Source organism: Pseudomonas taiwanensis DSM 21245, from assembly GCF_000425785.1.
Taxonomy (GTDB): domain Bacteria; phylum Pseudomonadota; class Gammaproteobacteria; order Pseudomonadales; family Pseudomonadaceae; genus Aquipseudomonas; species Aquipseudomonas taiwanensis.
Window position 1 is genome coordinate 228,425 of the sequence record NZ_KE384451.1, and the last position, 16,514, is coordinate 244,938.

14 protein-coding genes and 1 pseudogene are annotated in these 16,514 nt (G+C 62.1%); 10 read left to right on the forward strand and 5 right to left on the reverse strand.

From position 1 onward, the window contains the following. Positions 1-86 precede the first annotated feature (86 nt). Complete coding sequence (locus tag H620_RS27940; RefSeq protein WP_374374736.1) at positions 87-851, reverse strand: methyl-accepting chemotaxis protein; 765 nt, start codon at positions 849-851, stop codon at positions 87-89. A 93-nt stretch (positions 852-944) separates the two neighbouring features. Then, positions 945-2,030, reverse strand: a pseudogene (locus tag H620_RS27945) (HAMP domain-containing protein); the annotation flags it as partial. A gap of 99 nt (positions 2,031-2,129) precedes the next feature. On the opposite strand from H620_RS27945, the gene H620_RS0122895 reads away from it, so the two are divergent. After that, complete coding sequence (locus H620_RS0122895; protein ID WP_023378903.1) at positions 2,130-3,605, forward strand: helicase HerA-like domain-containing protein; 1,476 nt, start codon at positions 2,130-2,132, stop codon at positions 3,603-3,605. 109 nt (positions 3,606-3,714) lie between these two features. Here H620_RS0122895 and H620_RS0122900 read toward each other — a convergent pair whose 3' ends face one another. Then, entirely contained in the window at positions 3,715-5,187 is a 1,473-nt protein-coding gene (locus tag H620_RS0122900) for an inorganic phosphate transporter (protein ID WP_023378904.1), read from the reverse strand. A gap of 313 nt (positions 5,188-5,500) precedes the next feature. Next, entirely contained in the window at positions 5,501-5,701 is a 201-nt protein-coding gene (locus H620_RS0122905; protein WP_023378905.1) for a hypothetical protein, read from the reverse strand. A 536-nt stretch (positions 5,702-6,237) separates the two neighbouring features. Between H620_RS0122905 and pcaR the strand changes: the two genes are divergently transcribed. The 9 genes from pcaR (at position 6,238) to pcaC (ending at position 15,837) form a co-directional block, all read left to right on the forward strand. Then, positions 6,238-7,113, forward strand: coding sequence for a pca regulon transcriptional regulator PcaR (gene pcaR, locus H620_RS0122910; protein ID WP_023378907.1), 876 nt, complete (start codon positions 6,238-6,240; stop codon positions 7,111-7,113). Between the two features lie 294 nt (positions 7,114-7,407). Next, entirely contained in the window at positions 7,408-8,751 is a 1,344-nt protein-coding gene (pcaK, locus tag H620_RS0122915; RefSeq protein WP_023378908.1) for a 4-hydroxybenzoate transporter PcaK, read from the forward strand. Positions 8,752-8,953: 202 nt separating this feature from the next. Further along, positions 8,954-9,814, forward strand: coding sequence for a CoA transferase subunit A (locus H620_RS0122920; protein WP_027908101.1), 861 nt, complete (start codon positions 8,954-8,956; stop codon positions 9,812-9,814). Next, entirely contained in the window at positions 9,811-10,590 is a 780-nt protein-coding gene (locus tag H620_RS0122925; protein WP_023378910.1) for a CoA-transferase subunit beta, read from the forward strand. The genes H620_RS0122920 and H620_RS0122925 overlap by 4 nt, the downstream gene beginning before the upstream one ends. Continuing rightward, the gene (pcaF, locus tag H620_RS0122930; RefSeq protein WP_177325259.1) at positions 10,587-11,792 is read left to right on the forward strand and encodes a 3-oxoadipyl-CoA thiolase; all 1,206 of its coding nucleotides are present in this window, start codon (positions 10,587-10,589) and stop codon (positions 11,790-11,792) included. The genes H620_RS0122925 and pcaF overlap by 4 nt, the downstream gene beginning before the upstream one ends. A gap of 184 nt (positions 11,793-11,976) precedes the next feature. After that, positions 11,977-13,266: an MFS family transporter gene (locus H620_RS0122935; RefSeq protein WP_023378912.1), complete on the forward strand. Its 1,290-nt coding sequence runs from the start codon at positions 11,977-11,979 to the stop codon at positions 13,264-13,266. Positions 13,267-13,275: 9 nt separating this feature from the next. After that, on the forward strand, positions 13,276-14,628 hold the full coding sequence (locus tag H620_RS0122940) for a 3-carboxy-cis,cis-muconate cycloisomerase (RefSeq protein ID WP_027908102.1): 1,353 nt from the start codon (positions 13,276-13,278) through the stop codon (positions 14,626-14,628). An 11-nt stretch (positions 14,629-14,639) separates the two neighbouring features. After that, the gene (pcaD, locus tag H620_RS0122945; RefSeq protein ID WP_023378914.1) at positions 14,640-15,431 is read left to right on the forward strand and encodes a 3-oxoadipate enol-lactonase; all 792 of its coding nucleotides are present in this window, start codon (positions 14,640-14,642) and stop codon (positions 15,429-15,431) included. Positions 15,432-15,441: 10 nt separating this feature from the next. Continuing rightward, the gene (gene pcaC / locus H620_RS0122950; RefSeq protein ID WP_027908103.1) at positions 15,442-15,837 is read left to right on the forward strand and encodes a 4-carboxymuconolactone decarboxylase; all 396 of its coding nucleotides are present in this window, start codon (positions 15,442-15,444) and stop codon (positions 15,835-15,837) included. A 78-nt stretch (positions 15,838-15,915) separates the two neighbouring features. On the opposite strand, the gene H620_RS0122955 is transcribed toward pcaC, so the two are convergent. Beyond that, positions 15,916-16,440: an Mpo1 family 2-hydroxy fatty acid dioxygenase gene (locus tag H620_RS0122955; protein WP_027908104.1), complete on the reverse strand. Its 525-nt coding sequence runs from the start codon at positions 16,438-16,440 to the stop codon at positions 15,916-15,918. Positions 16,441-16,514: the final 74 nt, after the last annotated feature.

Here is a 16,514-nt window from a genome sequence, read left to right on the forward strand (position 1 = left end):
TTTGTTCGATCGGGGTAGGGGGCTTGGCGGGATAGCTTCGAACGACAGGAGCAGGCAGGCGGACTGCCTGCTCCTGTGGCGTGCGGTCAGATGCGGAACGTGCCGACCAGATGCTTGAGGCGGCTCGCTTGCTGCTCCAGGTCAGAGCATGCACGCAGGGTGGCCTGGAGGTTTTCGACGCCTTCCTGGTTGAGCATGTTGATTTCGTTGATGTCCATGTTGATCGAATCGACCACGGCAGTCTGTTCCTCGGTGGCGGTGGCCACCGACTGGTTCATGCCGTCGATCTCGCCGATGCGCACGGTCACGCTGTCCAGACGCTCGCCGGCCTGGTTGGCGATCTCCATGCTGTCCTGGCTGTGGCGCTGGCTTTGGCCCATGGTCTCCACCGATTCGCGGGCACCGATCTGCAGTTCCTCGATCATGGTCTGGACCTGCTGCGCCGATTCCTGCGTGCGGTGGGCCAGGTTGCGCACTTCATCGGCTACCACGGCAAAGCCTCGGCCAGCCTCGCCGGCGCGGGCAGCCTCGATCGCGGCGTTGAGTGCCAGCAGGTTGGTCTGCTGGGAGATACTGGTGATGACTTCGAGAATCTGGCCGATGTTGACGGTCTTGCTGTTGAGGGTCTCGATGTGCGCGCTGGAGCTGACGATCAGGTCGGACAGGCGGTTCATCGCCTCGATGTTGCGCTCCACTACTTGCTGGCCTTCCTCGGCCAGCAGGCGAGCCGAGCTGGCGTGTTGCGAGGCTTGGGCCGCATTGCCAGCGATCTCCTGGGCGGCAGCACCCAGTTCGTTGATGGCGGCGGCGACGCTGTTGGTGCGGTTGGACTGTTCGTCGGAGTTGGCCATCGACGAGTTCGATGCGCTGATGACCCGAAGGGCTACTTCATTGACCTGCTCGGTGGCCGAGGACACTTCGCGGATCGAGCTGTGGATACGCTCGACGAAGCGGTTGAAGGCGGTACCCAGAATACCGAACTCGTCGTGGCTGTGGATTTTCAGCCGCTTGGTCAGGTCGCCTTCGCCTTCGGCGATGTCTTCCATCGCTCGGGTCATGGTGTGCAGCGGCTGCATGAGTGCGCGGATCAGCAGGCCGAGCAGACCGATGATGATCACCACGGCAACGACCGTGGCGATGACCGCCGAGGTGCGGAAAGTGCTCAGCATGGCGAAGGCTTTTTGCTTGTCCACCGACAGGCCGATGTACCAGTTGGCCGATGGCAGGCCTTTGATCGGCGTGAAGGTCAGCAAGCGCGCCTGACCGTCGGTATCGACTTCGGTCAGTTCACCGGACAGCTTGGGGGTCTTTTGCGGGAACAGGTCCGACAGCGACTTCATCACCAGCTCTTTGTCCGGGTGAACCAGGATCTTGCCTTGATCGTTGACCAGGAAGGCATAACCCATGCCGCCGAAGTTCAGCGAGTTGACGATCCGTACCAGGCCATCGAGGTCCAGGTCGCCGCCGACCACGCCGACGGAGCCGGAAACCTTGTTGATGATGCCGATGACCATCTTGTTGGTGGCCATGTCGATGTAAGGTTCGGTAAGCGTCACGCCGGAGGCGTTCATGCCGTCCTTATACCAAGGGCGGGTACGTGGATCGTAGCCATCGGGCATCTTGGTGTCGGGGCGGACACTGAAACCACCATCGACCTTGCCCAGGTACACGGTCAGGAAGCTGGAGGTCAGGGCATTCTGGCCCATCAAGGTCTCAGCCTTGGCGGGTTCCTGGGCAATGTTCTGTGCCAGATTCTCCACCAGTTTTATGCGACCTTCGAACAGGTTGCGAATGTTGGTCGAAGTGGATTCGCCCATTTCAGCCAGATAATTCTCCAGATTTTCCCGGATCGCATTACGCTGGAGGTAATCGTTGTAGAGGGTGAACAAACTGAAGGCGAGTATCACGATCAGTGAGGCTGCCAATAGGATCTTATGGCTGAAACGAAGGCTTTTGTTCATGGCGTAATCGGTTCCGCTAAGGTTTTTATCGGGCGTTCGCACGAATACAGCAGTCAAACAGTGCAACATCCCGGAAAGTCCTTTTTCGGTTGTTCCTGCTTTGAAGGCGAATATCACATGGGTGTATCGGCCGATTCAGGGTGAAGCTTGAGTAGAGGAAGAGAGAACATGTCGGATTCTTCGCAATTAGTTGTCGGCGCAGGTTTGGATGGCCAGCCCGTCACCCAAGCCATGCGCCTGGCCAACCGTCATGGTTTGGTCGCCGGGGCCACGGGGACGGGTAAAACCGTCACACTTCAGCACCTTGCGGAAGCTTTCAGCGATGCGGGGGTGGCGGTATTCGCGGCCGATGTCAAAGGTGACCTGTGTGGCCTGGGGGCGATGGGGGCCCCGCAAGGCAAGGTAGCCGAGCGGATTGCCGGCATGCCCTGGTTGGGACACACGCCACAGGCTTATCCGACCAGCCTCTGGGATATCGCTGGCCAGTCCGGTCACCCGCTGCGTACCACCCTCAGCGAAATGGGGCCGCTGTTGCTGGGCAACTTGCTTGAACTGACCGACAGCCAACAGGCCGCGCTGTATGCCGCGTTCAAGGTGGCGGACCGCGAAGGCCTGTTGCTGCTGGATCTGAAGGACCTCAAGGCTCTGCTAGGGCATTTGAAGGACAACCCACAATTGCTCGGCGAAGACAGCGCTCTGATGACTGGCGCCTCGACCCAGGCACTGTTGCGTCGGCTGGCCACCTTGGAGCAGCAAGGCGCCGAGGCCCTGTTCGGCGAGCCAGCCTTGCAGCTCGAAGATCTGCTGCGCCCTGACCACGACGGGCGTGGGCGCATTCACCTGCTCGATGCCAGCCGCCTGGTGCATGAGGCGCCGAAGGTGTATGCGACCTTCCTGCTATGGCTGCTGGCTGAGCTGTTCGAGCAACTGCCGGAGCGTGGGGATGCCGACAAGCCTGTGCTGGCGCTGTTCTTCGATGAAGCCCACTTGTTGTTCAACGATACGCCCAAGGCTTTGCAGGACCGGCTGGAGCAGGTGGTGCGGCTGATCCGCTCAAAAGGAGTGGGGGTTTATTTCGTCACTCAGTCACCGGGCGATCTGCCGGATGCCGTGCTGGCTCAACTGGGATTGCGCATCCAGCATGGTCTGCGGGCATTCACCGCCAAGGAGCAGAAGTCGCTACGGGCGGTGGCTGATGGTTTTCGGCCGAATCCTGCGTTCGATACCTTGGCTGTGCTGACCGAGCTGGGTATCGGCGAGGCCTTGGTGGGAACACTGGAGGAGAAGGGCACGCCAGCGATGGTCCAGCGCGTGCTGATCGCCCCGCCGCAGTCGCGGATCGGGCCGCTCACGGCAGCCGAGCGAAGTGCCTTGATCGCCGGCTCACCGTTGCTAGGACGCTATGACAAGCCGGTCGACCGCGAGTCGGCGTACGAGATGTTGAGTCAACGCAAAGGTGAGCCGGTGGAGCCTGCGCCGGTGCCCAAGGTGGATGAAGACAGTTTTGCCGACAAGGCCGGGGAGTTCTTGCAGAGTGCGGCAGGGCAGGCAATCAAGTCGGCGGTGCGGCAAGCGGCCAACCAGTTGGGGCGCCAGCTGGTGCGGGGGTTGATGGGGTCGTTGTTGGGAGGCAGGAAGCGGTAGTGAACCTGCGCCGACCCTTGCGCGGGTAATCCCGCTCTTACTAAGCAGGGGCGGGGAGCAGATATGAAAAGGGCGCCCGAAGGCGCCCCTTTCACATGTGCGGTATCACTTAGCCAATGGCTTTCGACGCCAGCCAGAACAGGCCGGCCGCGAGGCCCATCGAGGCCGGCAGGGTCAGGACCCAGGCCAGCAGGATGGTTTTCACGGTACCGCCCTGCAGGCCGCTCTTGTTGGCGACCATGGTACCGGCGACGCCGGATGACAGGACGTGGGTGGTCGACACCGGCAGGCTGAACACGTTGGCCATACCAATGGCGCAGGCTGCGGTGATCTGTGCCGACATGCCTTGGGCGTAGGTCATGCCCTGTTTGCCGATTTTCTCGCCAACGGTCAGTACCACGCGTTTCCAGCCGACCATGGTGCCCAGGCCCAATGCCAGCGCAACGGCAACGATCACCCAGAACGGAGCGTACTCGGTGGTGGCGGTGAGGTCCTTGCGCAGTTTTTCCAGGTCGGCCTTCTCACGGGCTTCCAGGCCTGGCAGCTTGCCGACCTTCTTGGCCGTGTCATCCAGGCAGAGCAGGTAGCGACGTACTTCCACGCGTTTTTCCGCGCTCAGGTCGCGGTAGTCGGTCACGCCTTGCAGCGAGGTCTGCAGTGCCGCGATGGTGGGTTCGGTCTGCTGGGGGTTGCAGCTGAACTGTTCCGGCAGGTCGCTGGCCTTGGCCTTGCCCAGCGCCAGGAATTCGCCCAGGGTCGCGGCGTTGCGCTGGTAGAACTGGCTCATGTGCAGGGTGGCGTCGCGGGTACGCTCGATCTGGTAGGTCGTGCTGTTCAGGTCGAGGACGAATTTGGCCGGGACGATACCGATCAGGACCAGCATGATCAGGCCAATGCCTTTCTGGCCGTCGTTGGAACCGTGCACGAAGCTCACGCCCATGGCCGAAATAACCAGCACCAGGCGGTTCCAGAAGGGGGGGTGTTTCTTGTCGTCGAGCTTGCGACGCTGCTCGGGCGTCTTGTGCATCTTCGACAGCGGGCGCCACCATTTCAGTCCGATCAGGACCAGGGCTGCCACGGCGAAGCCCGCCATGGGCGAGACCACCAGGGACATGGCGATGTCGATCGCCTTCTGCCAGTTGACGCCGTCACCCAGCGGAATGTCGTTGATCAAGGCATTGGCCAGGCCCACACCGAGGATCGAGCCGATCAGCGTGTGCGAGCTGGAGGCGGGGATGCCGAAATACCAGGTGCCGAGGTTCCAGGTGATGGCCGCAGCCAACAGCGAGAAAACCATGGCCAGGCCATGCCCGGTGTTCACATTGATCAGCAATTCGACTGGCAGCAGGTGCACGATGGCATAGGCCACCCCGACTCCGCCGAGCAAAACGCCGAGGAAGTTGAACACGCCGGAGAAGAATACGGCGAGGTGCGGCGGCATGGCTTTGGTATAGATGACGGTGGCTACCGCGTTGGCGGTGTCATGAAAGCCATTGATGAACTCGAATGCGAGCACGAATGTCAGCGCGAGCAGCAAGCTCACCAACACCCAGGCATCCAGTCCGCTGAATAAATCGATCATGAAGGTTGTCTGGCGGTCAAAGGGGGCGCGATTATGCCAGAAAACCTTGGCAATCGATGCACCTGCTGCTGACCGATGGCAGTCATTCTCGACCTGGGTTCGGACGCCGAAGCCGTATTCCAGGCAGATTAATGGCGCCTAAAAGTCGTGAAAGCCCTGTAATTTCGGCAAATTATCAAAAAAAGCAGTGCGGCCTCCCGGTTCAAACGGTCGTATGAAATTTGTGTAATTCCATTTCATCCCCGATCTCCCGGTAAAGATCGCCCGCGCCCTGGCCTTTCAGCCTGCGGCGCGGATGCCAAGGATCGGACGCTCAGGATTTCTCGCTGCGCAGTTCCTTTTCCATCTTTTCCAGTTCATGGCTGAAGGCTTGGTCTTGCACGGTGGCTCGTTTACGCCAGGGTTTGCGTTCCGGGTCCGGTTGGGCGGCGTAGGTTGTAACTTCCCCGCCGTAAACTTCCTTGTAACGTTCAGCCTGGCGCTCGAGTTCCGCGCGCAGTTCATCTTTCGTCACAGTAATACCTGAATGAGTTGGTTACCTATTTGTTGTTTGCCAGGTGCGTTGCGTCCACGCGGGTATCGCCTGTCGACGCTCTGGGTATTCGCCGAAAGCGCATGGAACAGCGGAAGGCGTGAATCAGCAGCCTGAGTGCTGGCGATTGGATAAGCATGACCCCGGTGAAGTCCATGACCGCGTCTCGATCCGGGCCAGCAGAATCGATTATAGCAACCGTTAATTCGTCGAACAGGGTTATTTACCCAATACTGACATCGCCTACGCAAGTTGTTGTCGCGTTCGCCACGAAGTGCCGGGGTTCGATGTTGGAACAACAGAAGCGGAAGTCGGTGTTGCAAGAGGATAATGAAAAACGGCCTCGCGCGAGGCGAGGCCGTTGCCTGGGGACTTCTACGGTGGGTACCTGACCAGTCTCTCCAAAGAAGCCACATGTGGCAGGAGAAAGGTATAAGCAAAAGTGTCAGCGGTCAATTGCGATTATCGGCCGTTCGTTCGATAATCGCACGAGCGAGCGATTTTTTTAGAGGTGTGCGATGAGCGATGAAACCCTGGTCAATGAGTCTGCCCACGCAGAGCCGGTGCGTGGTGCCGCTCCCTCGTTGGCACCACCGATCGTGGCTTCACCGGCCAAGCGGATCCAGGCGTTCACGGGCGACCCTGACTTCATGACCTCACTGGCGCGGGGACTTGCAGTGATCCAGGCGTTCCAGGAGCGCAAGCGCCACCTGACCATCGCCCAGATCAGCCACCGTACCGAGATTCCACGGGCTGCCGTTCGGCGTTGCCTGCATACCTTGATCAAGCTGGGGTATGCGACCACCGACGGGCGCACGTATTCATTGCTGCCCAAAGTGCTCACCCTTGGGCATGCCTACCTGTCTTCGACGCCGCTGGCCGTTTCGGCGCAGCCTTATCTGGACCGCATCAGTGACCAGCTGCATGAGGCGGCCAACATGGCCACGCTCGAAGGTGACGACATTCTTTATATCGCGCGTTCGGCAACGGTCGAGCGGCTGATCTCGGTCGATCTGTCGGTAGGTGGGCGGTTGCCGGCCTATTGCACGTCGATGGGCCGCATCCTGCTGGCTGCGCTGGACGATGCCAGCCTCAGGGAGTACCTGGAACGGGCGGACCTCAAGGCGCGTACCAGTCGCACATTGCATGACCCCGATTCATTGTTCGCCTGCATCCAGCAAGTGCGTGCCCAGGGCTGGTGTGTGGTGGATCAGGAGCTGGAACAAGGGCTGCGATCGATTGCAGTACCCATCTATGACGCATCGGGTCAGGTGCTGGCTGCCTTGAATGTCAGCACCCACGTGGGCCGCGTCAGTCGCAGCGAGCTGGAGCAGCGGTTCCTGCCGATTCTGTTGTCCGCCAGCCAAGACCTGTGCCACCAGCTTTTTGGCTGAGGCGAGGCGTGGCAGCGTTTCCTGTTCGATAAACGCACAGTGTCGTTGCTGGTCAATTGCGCAGTCCCAAGGCGCTGATTAATGTCTCTCGCAACGGTCGGCTTTGCCGACCGAACAAAAACAACACGAGAGATACCTTGATCATGAACACTGTCGCTTCGCTGCTGCGGCCGCACCCGCACGCAGTGCCCTCGTATCCAGGCTGATTCCAGCCACACTCCACCGACTTTCGAATACGTTGCTCGTGCCTCGCGTGCAGTGGTTTGTCCGTGCCCATCATTCTGGATAACAACAATGAATCAACCGCAATCTGTCGGGAACAGCCTCGACGTCCAGTCGTTCATCAATGAACAGCCTCTGTCCCGCTTTCAGTGGCGGGTGGTGATCCTCTGCTTCCTTATTGTCTTCCTTGACGGCCTGGATACAGCCGCCATGGGTTTCATCGCGCCGGCCTTGTCCCAGGAGTGGGGCATCGACCGCGCCAGCCTTGGCCCGGTGATGAGTGCGGCGCTTATCGGCATGGTGTTCGGGGCCCTCGGCTCGGGGCCTTTGGCTGACCGCTTCGGTCGTAAAGGTGTACTGGTGGGGGCCGTGCTGGTGTTCGGCGGCTTCAGCCTGGCTTCGGCCTACGCCACCAATGTCGATCAGTTGCTGGTGCTGCGCTTCCTGACCGGCCTGGGTCTGGGGGCAGGCATGCCCAACGCCACCACCTTGCTGTCCGAGTACACCCCCGAGCGCCTGAAGTCGCTGCTGGTGACCAGCATGTTCTGTGGCTTCAACCTGGGCATGGCGGGTGGTGGTTTCATTTCCGCCAAGATGATCCCGGCCTACGGTTGGCACAGTCTGCTGGTGGTGGGTGGTGTGCTGCCTCTGCTGCTGGCCTTGGTGCTGATGATCTGGCTGCCGGAGTCGGCGCGTTTTCTGGTGGTGCGCAACCGGGGCACCGACAAAGTGCGCAAGACCCTGGCACCGATCGCCCCTGCGGTGATCGCTCAGGCGGCCAGCTTCAGTGTGCCCGAACAAAAAGCGGTAGCTGCTCGCAACGTGTTTGCAGTGATCTTCTCCGGTACCTATGGCGTCGGCACTTTGCTGCTGTGGCTGACCTATTTCATGGGCCTGGTGATCGTGTACCTGCTGACCAGCTGGCTGCCCACACTGATGCGTGACAGCGGTGCCAGCATGGAACAGGCGGCCTTCATTGGTGCTTTGTTCCAGTTCGGCGGCGTGCTCAGTGCGGTCGGGGTGGGTTGGGCCATGGACCGCTTCAACCCGCACAAGGTCATTGGCATCTTCTACCTGCTGGCCGGCGTGTTTGCCTACGCAGTGGGGCAGAGCCTGGGCAACATTACCTTGCTGGCCACACTGGTGCTGATCGCAGGTATGTGCGTGAACGGTGCGCAGTCGGCGATGCCCTCGCTGGCGGCGCGCTTCTACCCGACCCAAGGCCGTGCCACCGGGGTTTCGTGGATGCTGGGCATCGGCCGTTTCGGCGCGATTCTGGGTGCCTGGAGCGGTGCGACCCTGCTGGGCCTGGGCTGGAGCTTCGAGCAGGTACTGACTGCCTTGCTGGTGCCCGCAGCGCTGGCGACGGTGGGTGTAATCGTCAAAGGGTGGGTGAGCCACGCGGACGCGACCTGATCCTGGTCGGCAAGCGGGTGTCTGCGGGGCGTTGCAAGCCCCGCGTGAGCCCGGCTTGCTGGCGATGAGGTCTTGAGAGACAGAAGGTTAGCCTGGCAACAAATTGTTCGATAACCGCACAAATAGTCGATTATCGGATTGTAGCCACCCACCAGTCTCCTTAATCTGAGTTCAACGTAGCACCCTGACCAGGAGTCTCCCCATGGCTGCAATCCTCCCGCTTCACGAAGCTGTGAAGCAGTTCATTCAAGACGGCGATACCGTCGCGCTCGAAGGCTTCACCCACCTGATCCCGACCGCCGCTGGCCACGAGATCATCCGTCAGGGCAAGCGCGACCTTACCCTCGTGCGCATGACCCCGGACCTGATCTACGATCAGCTGATCGGCGCTGGCTGCGCCAAGAAGATCATCTTCTCGTGGGGCGGCAACCCAGGTGTCGGTTCGCTGCACCGTCTGCGTGACGCGGTCGAGAAGCAGTGGCCGCACGCGATCGAAATCGAAGAGCACAGCCACGCCGACCTCGCCAACGCTTACGTCGCTGGTGCTTCCGGCCTGCCATTCGCGGTGCTGCGTGCCTACGCCGGTTCCGACCTGCCGAAGGTCAACCCGCTGATCAAGAGCGTTACCTGCCCGTTCACCGGCGAAGTCCTCGCCGCGGTACCGTCGGTGCGTCCGGACGTCACCGTGATTCACGCGCAGAAGGCCGACCGTAAAGGTAACGTGTTGCTGTGGGGCATCCTCGGCGTCCAGAAAGAAGCCGCCCTGGCCGCCAAGCGTTGCATCGTCACCGTCGAAGAAATCGTCGATGACCTGCAGGCACCGATGAACGCCTGTGTCCTGCCGACTTGGGCGCTGAGCGCAGTCTGCCTGGTACCGGGTGGCGCACACCCGTCCTATGCCCATGGTTACTACGAGCGTGACAACCGCTTCTACCAGGATTGGGACCCGATTGCGCGCAACCGCGAGTCGTTCAGTGCCTGGATCGACACTTATATCCGTGGCACCGCTGACTTCAACGAATACAAGGCCAAGCTGGCCAGCTCCTCGGAGGCTGCACAATGAGCTACTCCACCTCTGAAATGATGACCGTCGCCGCTGCCCGTCGCCTGCGCAACGGCGCTGTCTGCTTCGTCGGCATTGGCCTGCCATCCAAGGCTGCCAACCTGGCTCGGCTGACCTCCTCGCCAGACGTGGTGCTGATCTACGAGTCTGGCCCGATCGGTGCCAAACCGAGCGTACTGCCGCTGTCGATCGGTGACGGCGAGCTGGCCGAAACCGCCGATACCGTGGTGCCGACCGGCGAGATCTTCCGCTACTGGCTGCAAGGTGGTCGTATCGACGTGGGCTTCCTCGGTGCCGCCCAGGTCGACCGCTTCGGCAACATCAACACCACCGTGGTGGGTGACTACCATGCACCCAAGACCCGTCTGCCGGGTGCGGGTGGCGCGCCGGAAATTGCAGGCTCCGCCAAGCAAGTACTGATCATCCTCAAGCAGTCGACCCGTGCCTTCGTCGACAAGCTGGACTTCATCACCTCGGTCGGTCACGGCGAGGGTGGCGATTCGCGCAAGCGCCTGGGCCTGCCAGGTGACGGCCCTGTCGGGATCATCACCGACCTGTGCATCATGGAGCCTGAAGCTGGCACCAACGAGTTCGTGGTCACCTCGATTCACCCTGGCGTCACTCGCGAGCAGATCGTTGCCGCCACCGGCTGGGCGATCCGTTTCGCCGACGATGTGCAGACCACCAGCGCACCGACCGAAGTCGAACTGACCGCTCTGCGCGACCTTGAAGCCCGTACCGCCGTGGCCCATGGCCAGGTGGCAGGAGAAGCCTGATGCGTGACGTATTCATCTGTGACGCCATCCGCACCCCGATCGGCCGCTTCGGCGGTGCCCTGGCCGGTGTGCGTGCCGACGACCTCGCCGCAGTGCCGCTCAAGGCGCTGATCGAGCGCAACCCGTCGGTACAGTGGGACCAGGTCGATGAGGTGTTCTTCGGCTGCGCCAACCAGGCTGGCGAAGACAACCGCAACGTGGCGCGCATGGCGCTGCTGCTCGCGGGCCTGCCCGAGAGCATTCCCGGCGTCACCCTCAACCGTCTGTGTGCTTCGGGCATGGACGCTATCGGCACGGCCTTCCGCGCCATCGCCAGCGGCGAAATGGAGCTGGCCATTGCTGGCGGCGTCGAGTCGATGTCGCGTGCCCCGTTCGTCATGGGTAAGGCCGAGAGCGCTTACTCGCGCAACATGAAGCTCGAAGACACCACCATCGGCTGGCGTTTCATCAACCCGCTGATGAAGAGCCAGTACGGCGTGGACTCGATGCCCGAGACCGCCGACAACGTCGCCGACGACTACCAGGTATCGCGTGCCGACCAGGATGCGTTTGCTTTGCGTAGCCAGCAGAAGGCCGCAGCGGCCCAGGCTGCCGGCTTCTTCGCCGAGGAAATCGTCCCCGTCCGCATCACCCACAAGAAGGGTGAGACCCTGGTCGAGCAGGATGAACATCTGCGTCCGGAGACCACCTTGGAAGCGCTGACCAAGCTCAAACCGGTCAATGGCCCGGACAAGACCGTCACCGCTGGCAACGCGTCGGGTGTCAACGACGGCGCCGCAGCCCTGATCCTGGCGTCGGCCGAGGCAGTGAAGAAACATGGCCTGACCCCACGTGCTCGAGTGCTCGGCATGGCCAGCGCCGGTGTGGCGCCCCGTGTCATGGGCATTGGCCCGGTACCGGCAGTGCGCAAGCTCACCGAGCGTCTGGGTGTGGCGGTTGGCGACTTCGATGTCATCGAGCTCAATGAAGCGTTCGCCAGCCAAGGCCTGGCGGTGCTGCGCGAGCTGGGTGTGGCCGATGACGCGCCGCAGGTCAACCCCAATGGCGGCGCCATCGCCCTGGGCCACCCGCTGGGCATGAGTGGTGCGCGTCTGGTCCTGACTGCGCTTCACCAGTTGGAGAAGAGCGGTGGGCGTAAAGGCCTGGCGACCATGTGCGTGGGTGTAGGCCAAGGTCTCGCCCTGGCCATCGAACGGGTCTGACCCGTACCGGCGCTATTGCCGGCAAGTCGGCTCCTGCAGGGAACCACGCAATCCTTGTGGGTGCCGGCCTGCCGGCAATAGGGCCGGTAGCTACGACACAAGGCCAATTGCCAGCCTCCGTGCGGAACGAGTGTGTTACTAGGTATGTCTAGAATACCTATGACCCTCCAGGAGTAAACACACCATGACCTCAGCCTATTACACCGGCGAAGAGCGCAGTAAACGCATCTTTGCCATTGTCGGTGCCTCTTCGGGCAACCTGGTGGAGTGGTTCGACTTTTACGTCTACGCCTTCTGCGCGATCTACTTCGCGCCGGCTTTCTTTCCCTCCGATGACCCCACCGTGCAGCTGCTGAACACCGCTGGCGTGTTCGCTGCCGGCTTTTTGATGCGGCCCATCGGTGGCTGGATCTTCGGCCGCCTGGCCGATCGTCATGGCCGCAAGAACTCCCTGATGATTTCGGTGCTGATGATGTGCGCCGGTTCGTTGATGATCGCCTGCCTGCCCACATACGCCAGCATCGGCACCTGGGCGCCGGCGCTGCTGTTGCTCGCGCGCCTGATCCAGGGCCTGTCGGTGGGTGGCGAATACGGCACCACTGCCACCTACATGAGTGAAGTGGCGCTACGAGGCCAGCGTGGTTTCTTCGCCTCGTTCCAATACGTAACGCTGATTGGTGGCCAACTGCTGGCGGTGCTGGTAGTGGTCATCCTGCAGCAACTGCTGAGCGAGGATGAACTGCGTGCGTGGGGCTGGCGCATTCCGTTCGTGGTCGGTGCCATTGCCGCCCTGGTCTCGCTGATGTTGCGCCGTTCGCTGGAGGAAACCAGCAGCGCCGAAACCCGCAAGGACAAAGACGCCGGTACCATCGCTGGGTTGTTCCGCAACCACACCGCAGCGTTCATCACCGTGCTGGGCTACACCGCCGGTGGTTCGCTGATCTTCTATACCTTCACCACGTACATGCAGAAATACCTGGTCAACACGGCGGGGATGAACGCCAAGAGCGCAAGCTTCGTGATGACCGGCGCGTTGTTCCTGTTCATGATCCTACAGCCGTTCTTCGGCATGCTCTCCGACCGAATCGGTCGACGTAACTCGATGCTGCTGTTCGGCGCTTTGGGCACCCTGTTCACCGTCCCGCTGCTGATGGCGCTCAAGACCGTGACCAGCCCGTTCGTGGCCTTCGTGCTGGTGACGCTGGCCCTGTGCATCGTCAGTTTCTACACCTCGATCAGCGGCCTGGTGAAGGCCGAAATGTTCCCGCCGCAGGTGCGTGCGCTGGGTGTGGGCCTGGCCTATGCGGTGGCCAACGCCATGTTCGGCGGTTCCGCCGAATACGTTGCCCTGGGCTTGAAAACCATGGGCATGGAGAACACCTTCTACTGGTACGTGACGGCCATGATGGCAGTTGCCTTCCTGTTCAGCCTACGACTGCCGAAGCAGGCAGCGTACCTGCATCACGATCATTAAGGACGTTGCATGAGCAATCTGCTGTTCGACGCTTATTTCACCGCACCGGCCATGCGTGAGATTTTCTCCGACCGTGGCCGGCTGCAGGGCATGCTCGATTTCGAAGCCGCCTTGGCCCGTGCCGAAGCCAGCGCCGGGCTGGTACCGCACAGTGCGGTGGCCGCCATCGAGGCGGCCTGCCACGCCGAGCGCTACGATGCCCGCGCCTTGGCCGATGCCATCGCCACTGCCGGCAACTCGGCTATCCCCTTGGTGAAGGCGTTGGGCAAGGTCATCGCCAGTGGTGTGCCTGAAGCCGAGCGCTATGTGCACCTGGGCGCCACCAGCCAGGATGCCATGGACACCGGTTTGGTCCTGCAACTTCGCGATGCGCTCGACATGATCGAAGCGGACCTCGGCAAGCTTGCCGAGACCCTCGCGCACCAGGCTTTGCAGCACGCCGACACCCCGCTGGTGGGCCGCACCTGGCTGCAGCACGCCACGCCGGTGACCCTGGGCATGAAGCTGGCCGGCGTACTCGGTGCTCTGACCCGTCACCGCCAGCGCCTCAAGGAGCTGCGTCCGCGTCTGCTGGTGCTGCAGTTCGGTGGCGCGTCCGGCAGCCTCGCGGCCTTGGGCAATAAAGCGATGCCGGTCGCAGAGGCCCTGGCTGAACAACTCAAGTTGACCTTGCCCGAGCAACCCTGGCACACCCAGCGTGATCGCCTGGTGGAATTCGCCTCGGTGCTGGGCCTCATCGCTGGCAGCCTGGGCAAGTTCGGGCGGGATATCAGCCTGTTGATGCAGACCGAGGCGGGGGAAGTGTTCGAGCCTTCCGCGCCGGGCAAGGGCGGCTCTTCGACCATGCCGCACAAGCGTAATCCGGTGGGCGCGGCGGTACTGATCGGTGCTGCCACTCGTGTGCCGGGCCTGCTGGCGACCATGTTCGCGGCCATGCCTCAAGAGCACGAGCGCAGCCTTGGCCTGTGGCATGCCGAATGGGAGACCCTGCCAGACATCTGCTGCCTGGTCTCTGGCGCGCTGCGCCAGGCCCAGGTGATTGCCGAGGGGATGGAAGTCGATGGTGAACGCATGCGCCGCAACCTCGACCTGACCCAAGGCCTGGTGCTGGCCGAAGCCGTGAGTATCGTGCTTGCCCAACGCCTGGGCCGTGACCATACCCACCACCTGCTGGAGCAATGCTGCCAGCGTGCCGTGGCCGAGCAGCGCCACCTGCGCGCCGTGCTCGGTGACGAGCCGCAGGTCAGCGCCGAGCTGTCCGCCGAAGAGCTGGACCGCCTGCTCGATCCTGCCCATTACCTTGGCCAAGCCCGCGTCTGGGTGGCGCGTGCCGTGGCCGAACATCAACGTTTCACTGCCTGAAGGAGACCGCTGTGGCGCAATTGCAACTGGCCGATGGCGTATTGAACTACCAACTCGACGGCCCGCAAGACGCACCGGTGCTGGTGCTGTCCAACTCGCTCGGCACCGACCTGGGCATGTGGGACAGCCAGATTCCGCTGTGGAGCGAGCACTTCCGGGTGCTGCGCTACGACACCCGTGGCCATGGCGGGTCGCTGGTTACCGAAGGCCCTTACAGCATCGAACAGCTGGGGCGTGACGTGCTGGCGCTGCTCGATGGTCTGGATATCGAGCACGCGCATTTCGTGGGCCTGTCGATGGGCGGCCTGATCGGCCAGTGGCTGGGTATCAATGCCGGTGCACGCCTGCACAGCCTGACGCTGTGCAATACCGCCGCCAAGATCGCCAATGACGAGGTGTGGAACACCCGCATCGACACCGTGCTCAAAGGTGGCCAGCAGGCCATGGCTGACCTGCGTGACGCCTCCATCGCCCGCTGGTTCACCCCAGGCTTCGCCCAGTCGCAGCCTGAGCAGGCCCAGCGTATCTGCCAGATGCTCGCAACGACTTCCGCGCAAGGTTACGCAGCCAACTGCGCCGCGGTCCGCGATGCCGATTTCCGTGAGCAACTGGGTCGTATCCAGGTGCCGACGCTGATCGTGGCGGGTACCGAAGATGTGGTGACCACCCCGGAGCATGGCCATTTCATGCAGGCTGGAATCATTGGTGCCACCTACGCCGAGTTCCCTGCGGCACACCTGTCCAACGTCGAAATCGGCGAAGCGTTCAGCCGCCGCGTGCTCGACTTCCTGCTGGCTCGCTGAGGGTAGCGCAATGGATGAGAAACAACGTTACGAGGCCGGCATGCAAGTGCGCCGGGCGGTGCTTGGCGACGCCCATGTCGACCGCAGCCTGGAAAAGCTCAATGACTTCAACAGCGAGTTCCAGAACATGATCACCCGGCATGCCTGGGGTGATATCTGGACTCGCCCCGGACTGCCGCGCCATACCCGCAGCCTGATCACCATCGCCATGCTGATCGGCATGAACCGCAACGATGAGCTGAAATTGCACCTGCGCGCCGCGGCCAACAATGGTGTGACCCGCGACGAGATCAAGGAAGTACTGATGCAGAGTGCGATCTACTGCGGTATTCCGGCGGCCAACGCCACCTTCCACCTGGCGGAGTCGGTGTGGGATGAGCTGGGGGTCGAGTCGCGCCAGGCTTGAGTGTGCAGTCGCTGCCGCCTCTGGCACCGGCACGTCAGCCCCCGCAGGTTGGGGGCTGGCGTTACCGGCAATGTCCCATCAAACGGTCGCTTTCTTCTGCCGGATAGCCACCGGGCCGGCCTTGGCCTCCACCGCCTGCTTCAGCGTCGGACACAGTCCCAGCATGAATGCAGCTTCTGCCACCACGAACAAGGGCCCGATGATCAGCCCGCTGATGTCGTCGACGAATGCTGGCTTGCGGCCTTCGTAGTAATGGCCGACGAACTGAATGATCCAGCCCACCACGAAGGCACCGATTCCTGCTGTGAGCCACAGCGCGGTGCTTTGCATCGCCAGCACCTGGCCTACCCACAGGCACAGCCCCAGCAACAGCCCCATCACCAGGCCCAGGCGCAGGTCAAGGCGCAGGTAGAACCATGCCGATGCCGCCGCCGCCAGCATGGCCGGGGACAGCCATGCGCCTGCAATGTCCCAGCCGGGGCGTGACAGCAGGATGGTCACGGCCACGACGATCATCGGGATTCCGATGAAATGAGTGGCGATGTTGCGTGGGTCGCGGTGGTAGCTGGCGTATTGGCTCAGGTGGTCGACGAGGTTTTTCATTGTTGTTCCTCCCTGGGGGGGCCTGTTCTGCTCCCGATATAACTGAGGATAGCCCGCAACCGACAGCATCATCA

Coding starts and splice junctions, on each gene's coding strand:
- H620_RS0122900 (WP_023378904.1), bottom strand. CDS start 5,187: ATGATCGATTTATTCAGCGGACTGGATGCCTGGGTGTTGGTGAGCTTG.
- pcaC (WP_027908103.1), top strand. CDS start 15,442: ATGGATGAGAAACAACGTTACGAGGCCGGCATGCAAGTGCGCCGGGCG.
- H620_RS0122940 (WP_027908102.1), top strand. CDS start 13,276: ATGAGCAATCTGCTGTTCGACGCTTATTTCACCGCACCGGCCATGCGT.
- pcaR (WP_023378907.1), top strand. CDS start 6,238: ATGAGCGATGAAACCCTGGTCAATGAGTCTGCCCACGCAGAGCCGGTG.
- H620_RS0122935 (WP_023378912.1), top strand. CDS start 11,977: ATGACCTCAGCCTATTACACCGGCGAAGAGCGCAGTAAACGCATCTTT.
- H620_RS0122895 (WP_023378903.1), top strand. CDS start 2,130: ATGTCGGATTCTTCGCAATTAGTTGTCGGCGCAGGTTTGGATGGCCAG.
- H620_RS0122920 (WP_027908101.1), top strand. CDS start 8,954: ATGGCTGCAATCCTCCCGCTTCACGAAGCTGTGAAGCAGTTCATTCAA.
- pcaK (WP_023378908.1), top strand. CDS start 7,408: ATGAATCAACCGCAATCTGTCGGGAACAGCCTCGACGTCCAGTCGTTC.
- H620_RS0122925 (WP_023378910.1), top strand. CDS start 9,811: ATGAGCTACTCCACCTCTGAAATGATGACCGTCGCCGCTGCCCGTCGC.
- H620_RS27940 (WP_374374736.1), bottom strand. CDS start 851: ATGGCCAACTCCGACGAACAGTCCAACCGCACCAACAGCGTCGCCGCC.
- H620_RS0122955 (WP_027908104.1), bottom strand. CDS start 16,440: ATGAAAAACCTCGTCGACCACCTGAGCCAATACGCCAGCTACCACCGC.